This is a genomic window from Pseudoalteromonas sp. RB2-MNA-CIBAN-0110, assembly GCF_040309305.1.
In the GTDB taxonomy this organism is placed as follows: Bacteria; Pseudomonadota; Gammaproteobacteria; order Enterobacterales; family Alteromonadaceae; genus Pseudoalteromonas; species Pseudoalteromonas arctica.
The window spans coordinates 1-14,363 of sequence record NZ_JBEOOQ010000003.1; the positions used below are offsets into that span (position 1 = coordinate 1).

At 42.3% G+C, this 14,363-nt stretch carries 13 protein-coding genes; 5 read left to right on the plus strand and 8 right to left on the minus strand.

Features of this window, described 5'->3' with window-relative positions; translation table 11 throughout:
- Positions 1–211: 211 nt before the first annotated feature.
- Positions 212–703 (minus strand): hypothetical protein, encoded by a 492-nt coding sequence (locus tag AAEY68_RS02680; protein ID WP_350585425.1) that lies wholly within the window; start codon positions 701–703, stop codon positions 212–214.
- Positions 704–940: 237 nt separating this feature from the next.
- Between AAEY68_RS02680 and AAEY68_RS02685 the strand changes: the two genes are divergently transcribed.
- A complete protein-coding gene (locus AAEY68_RS02685; protein ID WP_024592411.1) occupies positions 941–1,909 on the plus strand; it encodes an integron integrase in 969 nt (322 codons plus the stop codon).
- Positions 1,910–2,153: 244 nt separating this feature from the next.
- Here the strand turns inward: AAEY68_RS02685 and AAEY68_RS02690 are convergent, their stop codons facing one another.
- The 7 genes from AAEY68_RS02690 to AAEY68_RS02720 all read right to left on the minus strand — a co-directional run bounded on the left by AAEY68_RS02690 (position 2,154) and on the right by AAEY68_RS02720 (position 9,952).
- Complete coding sequence (locus AAEY68_RS02690; RefSeq protein ID WP_024592410.1) at positions 2,154–2,933, minus strand: SDR family oxidoreductase; 780 nt, start codon at positions 2,931–2,933, stop codon at positions 2,154–2,156.
- Positions 2,934–2,942: 9 nt separating this feature from the next.
- Positions 2,943–3,842: a 3-hydroxyisobutyrate dehydrogenase gene (mmsB, locus tag AAEY68_RS02695; RefSeq protein ID WP_166418994.1), complete on the minus strand. Its 900-nt coding sequence runs from the start codon at positions 3,840–3,842 to the stop codon at positions 2,943–2,945.
- Between the two features lie 24 nt (positions 3,843–3,866).
- Positions 3,867–5,024 (minus strand): enoyl-CoA hydratase/isomerase family protein, encoded by a 1,158-nt coding sequence (locus AAEY68_RS02700; RefSeq protein ID WP_024592408.1) that lies wholly within the window; start codon positions 5,022–5,024, stop codon positions 3,867–3,869.
- On the minus strand, positions 5,024–5,815 hold the full coding sequence (locus tag AAEY68_RS02705) for an enoyl-CoA hydratase (protein WP_169060213.1): 792 nt from the start codon (positions 5,813–5,815) through the stop codon (positions 5,024–5,026). The genes AAEY68_RS02700 and AAEY68_RS02705 overlap by 1 nt, the downstream gene beginning before the upstream one ends.
- A 10-nt stretch (positions 5,816–5,825) precedes the next feature.
- Positions 5,826–6,983, minus strand: a complete 1,158-nt coding sequence (locus tag AAEY68_RS02710; RefSeq protein WP_007580235.1) for an acyl-CoA dehydrogenase family protein — start codon at positions 6,981–6,983, stop codon at positions 5,826–5,828.
- A 167-nt stretch (positions 6,984–7,150) separates the two neighbouring features.
- Positions 7,151–8,641 carry a CoA-acylating methylmalonate-semialdehyde dehydrogenase gene (locus tag AAEY68_RS02715; protein WP_024592407.1) on the minus strand — a complete coding sequence of 497 codons (1,491 nt, stop codon included), beginning with the start codon at positions 8,639–8,641 and terminating at the stop codon, positions 7,151–7,153.
- A gap of 129 nt (positions 8,642–8,770) precedes the next feature.
- Positions 8,771–9,952: a thiolase family protein gene (locus tag AAEY68_RS02720; RefSeq protein ID WP_024590172.1), complete on the minus strand. Its 1,182-nt coding sequence runs from the start codon at positions 9,950–9,952 to the stop codon at positions 8,771–8,773.
- A 330-nt stretch (positions 9,953–10,282) separates the two neighbouring features.
- On the opposite strand from AAEY68_RS02720, the gene AAEY68_RS02725 reads away from it, so the two are divergent.
- From AAEY68_RS02725 to AAEY68_RS02740, 4 genes are read left to right on the plus strand one after another with little or no spacing between them, the layout of a single operon-like run.
- A complete protein-coding gene (locus AAEY68_RS02725; protein ID WP_024592405.1) occupies positions 10,283–10,717 on the plus strand; it encodes a MerR family transcriptional regulator in 435 nt (144 codons plus the stop codon).
- A gap of 55 nt (positions 10,718–10,772) precedes the next feature.
- Complete coding sequence (locus tag AAEY68_RS02730) at positions 10,773–11,948, plus strand: isovaleryl-CoA dehydrogenase (RefSeq protein ID WP_024592404.1); 1,176 nt, start codon at positions 10,773–10,775, stop codon at positions 11,946–11,948.
- A gap of 10 nt (positions 11,949–11,958) precedes the next feature.
- Positions 11,959–13,578 (plus strand): carboxyl transferase domain-containing protein, encoded by a 1,620-nt coding sequence (locus AAEY68_RS02735; protein WP_350585426.1) that lies wholly within the window; start codon positions 11,959–11,961, stop codon positions 13,576–13,578.
- Positions 13,579–13,590: 12 nt separating this feature from the next.
- Entirely contained in the window at positions 13,591–14,361 is a 771-nt protein-coding gene (locus AAEY68_RS02740) for an enoyl-CoA hydratase/isomerase family protein (RefSeq protein WP_024592403.1), read from the plus strand.
- Positions 14,362–14,363: the final 2 nt, after the last annotated feature.

Genomic DNA, 14,363 nt, shown 5'->3' on the forward strand with positions numbered 1-14,363 from the left:
CATAACAGTTTACCGTGGGTGAATAATATCTATTAGATCACAGCGAACAGATGGATTCAAGGTTAAAAAGCAACCAATCAAGAATAGTTGGATACGTTCCTAAAAAGAGTAATTCTACAGCCTCAACGCCCTGTTAAGGGGCAAAAAATTGTTTGCTAAAATGTTGAGGAACGAAACAGCAAACTGTTTTTTGTCCCTCTTGAACAGCTTGTTATGTGGTTGTTTCGTATACAGTATTAGCTTGCTCTTTTACTTTTTTATTAACTGAAACATTCCAAGCATCCATTCGACTATGCCATTTTTTATGAACAAGAAATTGTTGCCAAGTTAACTCATAGATTACTTGCGCCATATAATTATCAGAAAAAACTACAATTAATAAGTAATCAAATAATTTTTCTGGCACTTCATCTGAATCTCGGTGCGGCAAGCCATAAAATACACCAGTTAAATTACCTGTAATTGATTTTATGGCATACCGATTACCTTTTTCACCAACGGCATCAATACTTTTTGCGCTTGTTGGCGCATCAGATAAACTTTCAAGTTGTTCGGAGCTTGAATAATAATCTATTGCAAAGCGCTCACCTAGATCTCCAACAACATTTTTAGTTCTGATGATATTTCTATTTTTTAACTCCGTGATTAATTCACCATAAAGAGAAATTAATTTAGAGTCATTTAAACCTGTGAGGTTACTCATATGCTTCAAACCACATAACAGCTTTATCAGAGGACACTTTCCTCTTTTTATGAGCAATGTATGTCCTCTTAATTATTTTTAATATTAATAACAAATCCTGTAACACATTGCCAGCTTTAAACTTTAAGTCAGGCTGTTCTTTTATTAAAATGCAGAAAAGAGGAAAATGTCCTCATTTCTTGACTTAGGAGGAAAAATGTCAATACTGTATATAAATACAGTTAATTGAGAATTAAAATGAAAACTAAATCCCCTTTTCTTAATAGTATTATCAACTATATGTATAGCCATCACTATGCTAAAAAATCTATCGAAACTTATGTATTTTGGATTACTGCCTATATCCATTTTCATAATAAGCGGCACCCTACCAGTATGGGCAATAATGAAGTTGAAATATTTTTAAATCACTTAACAGTCACTAAAAAAGTAGCAGCGAGAACACAAGCAACCGCTTTAAATGCACTAGCTTTTTTATATAAACATATTATCAAGAATGAGCTCTCATTAGATTTAAATTTCGTTAAAAGTAACCGCCAACAGAAACTTCCTGTCGTACTTACACAGACTGAGGTATCGCTATTTTTTAGAAATATAAATAAACGACATTATTTGATAGCAAGCCTGCTATATGGAAGTGGTTTACGGCTGATGGAAGCAGTAAAAATAAGAGTTCAAGATATTGACTTCGACTATAAAAACATACGCATTTGGAACGGTAAGGGTAATAAAAATCGTATTGTGACACTTGCTGAAGAATTAATACCAATGCTAAGAAATCAAATAATTCAAGTTGATGAATATTTACAGTTAGATTTAAAAAATGATGCGTACGCCGGTGTATGGATGCCTCATCGACTTAGTAAAAAATACCCAAGCGCTAATAAGTCTTTACAATGGCAGTTTTTGTTCCCATCACATAAATTAAGTACAGACCCTGAAACAGGAGAAATAAGACGTCACCACTTAGATCATTCAGGGGTAAGAAAGGCAGTTAAACTGTCTTCAACAAAAGCTGAAATTAATAAACACGTTACGCCACATACTTTGCGTCACTCTTTCGCTACGCATTTGCTGCAAAGCGGCGCTGATATCCGCACAGTACAAACACAGCTAGGTCATAGTGATGTGCGTACTACACAAATATATACGCATGTACTACAACAAGGTGCCAACGGTGTTATTAGCCCTTTTTCAAGATTATAAATATCTCAGTAACAAGGCAAAAATTTAGTTATATTGTTTGTCTATATGAGAAGTTTTTAACGCAGTTAATTAGAACGCTAGAATGTTCTACGCTTTAATTCAACGGGTATCCTACTCATGTTTTACAACAAATTGTCAACGCCGTTGTTAGCCCTTTTTCAAGGTTATAAACTCCCCGATTTAAAACAAAAAAGCACAGTCCACAACAACCATGCTTTTTAAATAAACCTTAATTCAGTTCGGTTTACAAACGAATACCGCCGTCTATTTCAACCACGCGACCGGTAAAAAAGTCGTTTTCGATTATGTATTGTGCAGTATGCGCAATTTCGTCGCTTTCGCCTAAGCGCCCGACTGGCGTTACTGCAAGCATACGCTGTTTGGCTTCGGGCTTCATGGCGTCGGTCATGGCGGTGCTTATTACACCTGGTGCAATAGCGCCTACACGTATACCAAAACGACCAAGTTCTTTAGCCCATGTGGTGGTAAGTGCCACTACGCCTGCTTTTGATGCCGCGTAGTTTGTTTGGCCTATGTTACCTGCTCGCGCTACGCTCGACATATTAACGATTACGCCGCCTTTACCTGATTCAATCATGTGGCTTGCCGCTTCGCGCCCTGCTAAAAACACACCTGTCAGGTTTACATCAATCACGGATTGAAATTGCTCAAGAGACATTTTTTTAACGACTTTACCGTCTTTTGCTTTTATAAACATGCCATCGCGTAAAATACCGGCGTTGTTTATAAGGACGCCAATGTGACCAAAATCGCTGTTAATGGTATTAAATACGTTTTCTACTTCGCTCTCATTTGTTACGTTTGCGGCATACCCTTTTATATTGCTAGTTACACCTTCAAGCTGCATTAGTTGCATAAGTTGCTCGCATGCGGTGTTTAATAAGTCTTGTGCCATATCTATTAAAGCGATATTTGCACCCATAAGAGCAAACTTTTGCGCCATTGCAAAGCCTAAACCTTGTGCGCCACCGGTTATTACTACCGTGTTATTTTTAATTTCCACGCGTTGCTCCTACTTAGAAAACAGTTTAAAAATAGCACTAAAGTCATCACTACCCGCACCTTGGTGCTGTAGCATAGTGTATAAATTTTTAGCCATTGAACCCATTGGGGTTGTTGAATTACTTTGCTGCGCGGCTTCCATGGCAAGCCCTAAGTCTTTAGCCATTAAATCAACCATAAAGCCTGGTTTATAACCGTTACTTGCAGGTGCACCGTCCATTACACCTGGACAAGGATTATAAAGTTCAAGCGTCCAGTTACGGCCAGAACTTGCGGTCATTATGTCGCTAAGTACTTTAGGATCGAGGCCGTTATTGATGCCCATTTGTAGTGCTTCGCTGGTGCCTGCCATTAAAATGCTAAGTAGCATGTTGTTACATATTTTGGCAACTTGCCCTGCGCCAATATCGCCTGCATGAAATATGTTTTTACCCATATCACTAAGCACTGTATTTGCTTTATCAAACGCTGCTTTTTCGCCGCCTACAATAAAGGTAAGTGTGCCTGCAGTTGCGCCTGCAACGCCGCCCGACACCGGTGCATCTACAAAGTTTATGCCCTGATCGCCAAGCGCACTGCCTACAATACGAGCTGACTCTGCATCTATTGTAGAGCAGTCAATTACTAATGTACTTTTGCTCAGCACGTTAATTAAACCGCTGTCGTCGTTATTACCTAAGTAAAGCGATTTAACATGTTTGCCCGCAGGTAACATGCTAATAAGCACGTCAGCATTAGTTGCACAGTGCTTTGCATCAACCGCTGCTTTTGCACCTTTGCTTGCAAGCTCATTTACGACCGATTGGTTTAAATCGAACACGCTAACAGTATGTCCAGCTTTAATTAAGTTAGCCGCCATTGGGCCGCCCATATTACCTAAACCAATAAAACCTATGTTTAATTTACTCATAGTTGTTCCTTTTAGATACCAATTTTATTTAACAGCAAGCTCATTGAGCGGGTGATTTTCGCCAAAGCGGTTAGCAAAAAAGCTATCTATTATTGTTTGTGGTACATCACTAAGTGTTTTGTATTGCCAATTTGGCGCACCGTCTTTATCTATTAGTAGCGCCCTTACACCTTCTTGAAACTCACCTACTTCGCCAGCGCGAACCGACATACCCAGCTCCATTTTAAAACACGCTAATAAGCTTTTGCCTTGGCTTGTTTTTAATTGCTCACTTACAAGTGCACAACTTAGTGGGCAGCCATGTTTAAGTGATTTTTGGGCGCGTTGTAGCCACTTATCGTCAGTGGTTAGCCCTAAAATGTAATCAACTTGCTCCTGCAAGGTTGTAAACTCACCCAGTCTTTGAATCGTTTTTAGGTTAGCCTTTATATTGCCTTTGGGCATACACGCCGACTGGTTGTCTAAATCGGTGAGTAAATCGGTTAATCGCTCATGATTTAGCCTGTCATGATTTGAATTTGCTGTTTTATCCCACTTGGCAGTTAAAATTTGTGCAAGCATGGCATCATATTTATTGCTATCGATAAAGTGATCGCTAAGCGATACAAAACGTGCGTCTTCGCAGTTTATAGAGGCCGATGTTAGCCCTAAAAATAACCCGACACTTTGTGGCATTTTATGTAAAAAGTAACTGCCGCCTACATCTGGGTATAAACCAATGGTTTGCTCTGGCATGGCAATGCGTGATTTTTCAGTTACGACGCGGTGGCTAGCACCGGCCATTAACCCTAAGCCGCCGCCCATTACTATGCCGTTACCCCAAACAAGAATTGGTTTATCAAAGGTATGAATAAGGTAATCAAGTTTATACTCTAGTGTAAAAAACTCTTCAACTAGGCTTGTTGGTTTACCTTGCGCCATTGCATGATGAAGGCTGACAACATCGCCACCAGCACAAAATGCTTTATCGCCAGCGCCTTTTAACAACACCATTGCAATAGCATCATCGTCTTGCCAAGCTCGCAGTTGCGGCTCAAGTAATTTGATCATGTCAAAATTAAGTGCATTTAAGGCTTTTGGCGCGTTGAGTGTAATAAGTCCAATTAAACTGCCATTTTCTGCGGCTGCGGTTTCAAATACCACGGGCTCATCGGCGTTATTTAATACTGTTAAAGCACTCATTAGCCGTTTACCCAGTTAGCGCGGCGTTTTTCTAAAAAGGCATTTACGCCTTCTTGTTGATCTTCGGTATCAAATAAACCAACAAATAACTCGCGCTCAAGAGGCAATACACTTGCCATTGGTTGATGGCGCCCTTTTTGAATCAATGTTTTACATGCTGCAACTGAGGTGGGGCTTTGATCGGCCACTTGGTTGGCCAGTTTTAATGCTGCCGCAAAGCTTTCACCCTGTGGTACTACTTCTTCTACTAAGCCAATTTGCAGAGCTTTATCAGCTTTTAGGCGCTCGCCACATAAAATCATGCGTTTTGCCCAGCCTTCGCCAACTAGCCATGCTAAATTTTGTGTGCCACCCGCACACGGTAACAACCCAACTTTAGCTTCAGGGAGCGCCATTTGTGCTTGCTCTTCCGCTATACGTATATCGCACGCAAGGGCGACTTCTAGCCCGCCGCCCATTGCATAGCCGTTTATGGCTGCAACCGACACGCCTCTAAAATTAGTAAGCGCTTCAAATGCTTCACCAAATACACGCGACATATCGGCGGCTACGCCTTTATCGCCACCAGCAAATACGTTTAGGTCGGCACCTGCGCTAAAAAACTTCTCGCCTTCACCTGTCAGTACTAATGCATAAATATTTTTATTATTATTAAGCGCGTTAACGGTATTTTTTAAATCAACTAGGGTGTCTTTTGTCCAGGTGTTTGCTGGCGGGTTAGACATCGTTAAAATAGCAACATGACCTTCGGTTGTTAGTTCAATACTCGGATTAGATTTAGATTCTGACATACATTGCTCCTTATAAAACGTCGTTTGCAGACTCAGCTAAAATTCGGCGCGCTATAATCACACGCATAATTTCGTTAGTGCCTTCTAAAATTTGATGAACACGTACATCACGTACATGGCGCTCAAGCGGGTATTCTTTTATGTAACCGTAACCACCATGAATTTGCAGTGCGTCGTTACACACGGTAAAGCCAACATCAGTAGCAAAGCGTTTAGCCATGGCGCAGTAAGTGGTTTTTTCAACGTCGTTATTATCAAGTTTAAATGCAGCAAGCCTAACCATTTGGCGCGCAGCTACAAGCTCGGTGTTCATATCGGCAATTTTAAATTGCAATGCTTGAAACGCAGCCAATGGTTTACCAAATTGTGTACGTTCTTTTAAATATTCACGGGCTGTATTAAGCGCCGCTTGCGCTGTACCAATTGAACATGTGGCAATGTTAATTCGGCCGCCATCAAGGCCTTGCATCGCAAATTTAAAGCCTTCGCCCTCTGCGCCTAATAAGTTATGCGCAGGAATGCGTACATCTTCAAAGCTAATTAGGCGTGTTGGTTGTGCGTTCCAACCCATTTTTTCCTCAGCTTTGCCGTATTCAACGCCTTTTGCATCGGCAGGCACTACAAATGCCGAAATACCCGCAGCGCCTTCGCCGCCTGTACGTGCCATTACAACTAATACTTCGGTTTCGCCCGCGCCCGATATAAACATTTTTGAGCCGTTAATAACGTACTCATCACCTTCAAGTACGGCTTTTGTTTTAAGTGATGCGGCGTCTGAACCCGACCCTGGCTCTGTTAAACAGTAAGAGGCAAGTAACTCGCCCATTACTAATTGCTCTACGTATTTGTCTTTAACTGCATCGGTACCAAAACTTGCTACCATCCAGGTGGCCATATTATGAATGGTTAACATGGCCGTTGTTGCGGTACAGCCCATAGCAAGCTGCTCAAAAATAATGCTCGAATCTAAACGTGATAAACCAAGGCCGCCCGCTTCCTCTGGCGTGTATAAACCACAAAAACCAAGCTCGCCTGCTGCTTTAATCGTGTCTTTAGGAAAAATATGTTCGCGATCCCATTTTGCTGCATAGGGGGCAAGTTCTGACTCGGCAAATTGGCGTGCAGTTTGCGCAAAGGCTTGTTGATCTTCAGATAAGTTAAAGTCCATGGTAGACCTCTTTAATTGTGTTAGTTGTGTTGTTAGTGTCTCCCGTCACGGGAGTAGTTCGTGACGAGCGGCGAAGGCTTATGTGTGTTGTGTGTTGTGTGTGAAGTAGCCTTCGCGCCCATCTTTATTATTAATTATTCTTTTATTTACTCATTTTTTAATTACGATTATTTTAAGTTAATGCTCATATTTGGACCCGACGCAATGTCGTCTTCAAACCAACGTGAGGTAATCGTTTTAGTTTCTGTGTAAAAACGAATGCCTTGTTTACCGTACGTGTGAGTATCGCCATAAAACGAGCCTTTCCAACCAGTGAACGAAAAGAACGGAAGTGGCACCGGAATTGGCACATTAATACCTACTTGGCCTACTTCAATTTCGTGTTGGAATTTACGAGCTACTGCGCCGCTTGACGTAAATAATGAGGTGCCGTTACCGTAAGGGCTGTCGTTAATAAGTGCGATTGCTTCATCAAGCGTGTCTACAAACATACACGCCAGTACAGGACCAAATATTTCTTCTTTGTATAAATCCATTTCTTTGGTTACATCAGTAAATAACGTTGGGCCAACCCAGTTACCTTGCTCATACCCTTCAACCGTAAAGTCAGAACCATCAATTAAACAGGTAGCGCCTTGCTTTTTACCACCGGCAATGAGTGATAAAATACGTGCTTTTGCTGCTTTTGATGTTTGTGGACCATATGCTGCATTAGCATCATCCCACACGCCTGGGCGTACATTTTCAAAGCCTGCTTTAATTTCATCTACCCACTGACTTGCTTGACCTACAAATACAGCAACCGAAATACCCATACAACGCTGGCCAGCAGCACCGACCGATGCGCCTACTAAGTTATTTACAACGTGCGATTTACTTGCATCAGGCATAATAACCATGTGGTTTTTAGCGCCAACACACGCTTGCACGCGTTTAAGATTTTGTGTGCCTTTAGAATAAATATAAGCACCTACACCACACGAGCCAACAAACGAAATAGCACGCACTGCTTTATCTTCTAGTAAGCGGTCTACTTGTGGTTTTGTACCGTGAACAACTTGTAATACCCCTTTTGGTGCGCCGGCTTCAATAAATAGCTCTGCTAAGCGCATTGGTGTAAGTGGATCTTGCTCAGACGGTTTTAAAATAAAGGTGTTACCACACACAATAGCCAGCGGGAACATCCAAAGTGGGATCATTGCAGGGAAGTTAAATGGGGTAACACCTGCACACACGCCAAGTGGCTGCATGTAAGAATACGTATCGATTTTACGCGCTACGTTTTCCATTGTTTCACCCATCATTAATGATGGCGCGTTAGCAGCTTGTTCTACTACTTCAATACCACGCCAAACATCGCCTTTTGCATCTTCAAATGTTTTACCCAATTCATGGCAAATAATGGTAGCAAGCTCATCATGGTGTTCTTTTAATAGCGCCGCGTACTTCATCATAATGCGAGCACGTTCAGTAATGGGTACGTCTTTCCATGTTTTAAACGTTTCAGAGGCTGAGGTAATTGCTGCGTCCATTTCTGACTCGGTGGTACATGGCACTTGTGCAAGTACTTCTTGAGTTGCTGGGTTTATAACATCGATAAGCTCTTTTGACGCTGATTGAATAAATTCGCCATTAATAAGTAGTGGTACTTGGTGCATGATTAAATCCTAGTGTGTGAGTTGTGTGTTCTCTTTTAAAATTGGTAGCGCCGCTTTGTTAGTATTATTAGTGCAGCGCCTTTATAGTTATTCGTTAAAGTATTCGTCTAGCTATTCATGTAACCTTAATTAGTACGCTTCTACGGCCATAGCAACCGCTTCACCGCCACCAATACATAAAGACGCAATGCCTTTTTTAAGGCCTCGGTTTTTAAGGGCATGAATAAGCGTTACTAAAATACGCGCGCCGCTTGCACCAATTGGATGACCCAATGCACATGCACCGCCGTTAACGTTTACTTTGCTTTCATCAAGTTTTAACTCGTTAATAGCCAGCATGGTTACCATGGCAAATGCTTCGTTAATTTCCCAAAGGTCAACATCGTTTACAGCCCAACCCGCTTTTTCAAGCACGCTGCTTATTGCACCTACTGGCGCTACTGTAAATTCACTTGGTTTTTGAGAATGCGTGCTGTGCGCTACAATTTTACAAAGCGGTGTTAAGCCTTGCTCTTTTGCTTTTGATTCGCTCATTAATATAAGCGCCGCGCCACCGTCTGAAATTGACGATGAATTAGCGGCTGTAATGGTGCCGTCTTTTTTAAAGGCTGCACGCAGACTTGGAATTTTTTCTGGGCGGGCGTTACCTGGTTGCTCGTCAATCGAAACTGTTACATCGCCTTTGCGTGTTTGCATCGTATGCGGGGCAACTTCGTTATCAAAACTGCCATTTTGTATTGCTGCTTTTGCTTTACTTAATGAGCCTAATGCAAATGCATCCATTTGCTCGCGACCAATGCCGTATTCGTCGGCGGTGTCTTGTGCAAAACAACCCATTGCTTTGTTATCGTAAGCATCTTCAAGGCCGTCGCTCATCATGTGATCTTTTATTTCGCCGTGACCCATTCGCATACCGCCACGCGCTTTTGGAATAAAGTACGGTGCGTTTGTCATGCTTTCCATGCCACCGGCAATGGCAGATTGGATAGAGCCTGCTTTAATTAAATCGTTTGCAAGCATGGCGGCTTTTAAACCAGAGCCACATACTTTGTTAATTGTTGTAGCGCCAGTGCTAAGTGCAAGGCCTGCTTTTAACATTGCTTGGCGTGCGGGCGCTTGCCCAAGCCCTGCTGGTAATACACAGCCCATAATTACTTCATCTATTGCATCATTAGCTAAACCAGTTTGTGCAAGTGCACTGGCAATGGCGGTAGCGCCAAGCTCGGTAGACTGCGCATCACTTAACGCTCCCATAAAACCACCCATTGGGGTGCGTTTTGCTGCTACAATTACCACTGATTCTAAAGTCATAACTAACTCCGTTGTAATTTAATGCAAATAATTGTTAGTATATTTGCTCTATTAATTTAGTATTCATTTATTATTTAATACCTACACACAATACTAACGTTTACGCCAACGTCAACTAAAAACAGCTTAATTTTTAGTTTTATAAGTGTAAGCATTATTTTCCAGCTGTTAGGCCACACTGAGGAAATAAAATTAACCTACTGAAAATTAATAAAATAAGTCAACTCTTCGCGCCAACACTCCTTTGTAAATAGTTTCAAAACACACCAAGCTTTACCTTTACGTAAACTTCACTTATATTGGAGTTATTCGAATGAGGTAAATACAATTATGAAACCAGATAATCAAACAAACTTTGCAAGCTCAGCCAAAATGCCGGCTAGTAATGAACAAACATTTAGCATTAGCGAACTCGCTAAAGAATTTGACATTACAACCCGCTCTATTCGCTTTTACGAAGATCAAGGGTTAATAACGCCTGATCGTAATGGTCAAACACGTATTTATTCAAAACGCGACAAAGTGCGTTTAAAACTAATATTACGTGGTAAACGATTGGGCTTTACGCTTGCTGAAACAGGCCGTTTGTTTGAACTGTACGACGCTGATAAGTCGAGTGCTAAGCAGCTGGTTACCATGCTTGATTTAATAGCCGATAAAAAGTCTGACCTATCTCAACAAATGGACGACATTAAAGTTGTTCTTATGGAGTTGGTGACGGCCGAGCGCCGCTGCAGAGACACGCTTAATAAAATAGACGAGTAAGTTTATTTTAAAATAACAACACACTGACAACACACACGTCACACAGGAATGAATCATGAGCACTATTTCACTATATAAAGAAATGAACTTTGGCCTAGGCGAAACCGCCGATATGATCCGCGACCACGTAAACAGTTTTGCGAGTCAGGAGATTGCCCCGCTTGCTGAGAAAACTGATTTAGATAACGCTTTTCCAAATCAACTTTGGACACAAATGGGCGAAATGGGTGTACTGGGTATGACCGTATCTGAAGAACTTGGCGGCGCCGGTTTAGGTTACTTAGAACATGTTATTGCTATGGAAGAAATTAGCCGTGCCAGTGCCTCTATAGGTTTAAGCTATGGAGCACATTCAAACCTGTGTGTTAATCAAATTAACCGTAACGGTACACAAGCTCAAAAAGAAAAATACTTACCAAAGCTTATTAGTGGTGAGCACATTGGTGCCCTTGCAATGAGTGAACCTAATGCGGGCTCTGACGTTGTATCGATGAAACTTAAAGCCGAAAAGAAAGGCGATAAGTACATTTTAAACGGCAACAAAATGTGGATCACCAATGGCCCCGACGCACACACGTTAGTTATTTACGCTAAAACAGATTTAAACGCCGGTGCTAAAGGCATTACCGCGTTTATTGTAGAGAGCAACTTTCCTGGTTTTTCTACAGCGCAAAAGCTCGACAAACTGGGCATGCGCGGCTCAAACACCTGTGAGCTAGTATTTGAAAACTGTGAAGTACCCGAGGAAAATATTTTAGGTAACTTAAACGAAGGCGTTAAAGTACTTATGAGTGGCCTTGATTACGAACGCGTAGTACTTGCAGCAGGCCCGCTTGGCATAATGCAAGCATGTATGGATATAGTAGTACCGTACATTCACGAGCGTAAACAGTTTGACACCCCTATTGGCCAATTTCAGTTAATTCAAGGAAAAGTAGCCGACATGTATACACAAATGAATGCTGCGCGCTCATATGTGTATACGGTAGCTCGCTCTTGTGACCGTGGTGAAACAACCCGTAAAGATGCTGCCGGTGCCATTTTATATGCCGCAGAGCTTGCGACTAAGATGGCGCTTGATGCGATTCAAATTTTAGGCGGAAATGGCTACATAAACGAATACGCAACAGGCCGCCTGCTTCGTGATGCTAAATTATACGAAATTGGTGCAGGTACATCAGAAATACGCCGCATGCTTATTGGCCGCGAACTTTTCACTGAAAGCCGTTAAGGATTAAACCATGACGATTTTAAAATCGAGCGTTAATCCTCACGATCCAACGTTTGTTCAAAACCATAAAAACATGTCGGCGCTGGTGGATGATTTACGCAGCAAAGTAGCAACAATTAGCCAAGGCGGAGGCGCTGCATTAAAGGAGCGCCACGAAGGCCGTGGTAAATTATTTGTACGCGACCGTATAAGTACGTTAATTGACGAAGGCTCACCGTTTTTAGAAATTTCACAATTTGCTGCCTTTGGTGTGTACGAACAAGCAATACCGTGCGCCGGTGTTGTAGCCGGTATTGGCCGTGTTAAAGGCATTGAATGCATGATTATTGCAAACGATGCCACGGTTAAAGGCGGTACGTATTTTCCGCTTACCGTTAAAAAGCATTTACGCGCACAAGACATCGCAGAGCGCTGCCACTTACCGTGTATTTATTTGGTGGATTCGGGCGGTGCTAACCTGCCTGAGCAAGACGATGTATTTCCGGACAAGTTGCATTTTGGTCGTATTTTTTACAATCAAGCCCGTATGTCGGGTAAAGGTATTCCACAAATAGCCGTGGTAATGGGGTTATGTACCGCAGGTGGTGCGTACGTACCTGCAATGGCCGATGAAAGCATTATTGTAAAAGATCAAGGCACTATATTTTTAGCCGGTCCGCCCCTTGTAAAAGCAGCAACAGGCGAAGAAGTAACCGCCGAAGAACTAGGCGGCGCCGATGTGCACTGTAAAGTGTCGGGTGTTGCCGATCACTACGCTGAAAACGATGCTCATGCCCTGTCTATTGCGCGCCAATGTATTGAGCGCATTAACTACACACGCCCTACCGCTCAGTTACTTAAACAAGAGCTAGAAGATGTAAAACCACCGCGTTACGATATTAACGAGCTTTACGGCATTGTAGGCACCGACCTTAAAAAGCCATTTGATGTACGCGAAGTAATAGCCCGCACAGTAGATGACTCATCATTTGATGAATTTAAACGCTACTTTGGTGAAACGTTAGTCACCGGTTTTGCCAGCATTTATGGCAACCCCGTTGGCATAGTGGCTAATAACGGTATTTTATTTAGTGAGTCGGCGCAAAAAGGCGCGCACTTTATTCAGCTGTGTGCTCAGCGCAATATTCCTTTAGTGTTTTTACAAAATATTACCGGCTTTATGGTGGGTAAAAAATACGAAGCCGAAGGCATTGCTAAGCACGGCGCTAAAATGGTGATGGCGGTTTCGTGTGCTGACGTGCCTAAATTTACAGTACTTATTGGCGGCTCTTACGGCGCAGGTAACTACGGAATGTGTGGCCGTGCATTTGAACCAACCATGATGTGGATGTGGCCTAATGCCCGTATCTCGGTAATGGGCGGCGAGCAAGCAGCGGGTGTAATGGCGCAAGTTAAACAAGATGGTTTAGCACGCAAAGGTCAAAGCATGAGCGAGCAAGAAATCAGTGACTTTAAAAAGCCAATTATTGATCAGTACGAAGAGCAAGGTCATCCGTATTACGCAAGCGCACGCTTGTGGGACGACGGCATTATAGACCCTGCCGATACGCGTAATGTATTAGGGCTTGCGTTAACGGCTGCGAATAACGCACCAAAACGTGATTCGAAATTTGGCGTATTTAGAATGTAACCGGAGCGCAAAATGTCAGTAACACTACAAATAACAAAATCTAATGTGGCTGTACTTGTGTTAAGTCGCCCAGAAAAAAGAAACGCATTTAACAGTGAAGTAATACACGAGCTGATTCAGTGTATTGAACATGCAAATACGCTTGATATTCGTGCTTTGGTTTTAAAAACAGAAGGTAAGCATTTTTCAGCTGGTGCCGATTTAGCCTGGATGAAATCAATGGCGGATAACAACTACGCCGATAACCTAGCTGATTCAATGCAATTAGCTAAATTAATGCAGGTATTAGCAAGCTCGCCACACCCTACAATTTGCGCTGTGCAAGGCGCTGCTTTTGGTGGTGCTCTGGGCTTAATAGCCTGTTGCGACATAGCCCTTAGTAAAGACGATGCGCAATTTTGTTTAAGTGAAGTAAAGCTTGGCCTTATTCCTGCGGTTATTAGCCCGTATGTAATTAAAGCCATTGGTGAGCGCGCTGCTCGCAGATACTTTTTAACGGCTGAAGTGTTTGATGCCCATACTGCTAAGCAACTTGGTTTAATTCATCAAGTAACCGGTAATTTAGACTGTGCGCTCGATAATATGCTGCAAACGCTGATTGATAACGGACCTGTTGCAGTAAAAGCCGCAAAAGCATTAATTAACGATGTAGCAAATAAAGAAATTACCGATGAACTCATTGAGCTTACCGCAGAGCGTATTGCAAAAATTCGCGTATCTGAGGAAGGTCAAGAAGGGCTAACTGCTTTTTTTGATAAACGCCCACCCGCTTGGCAACTGTAGGA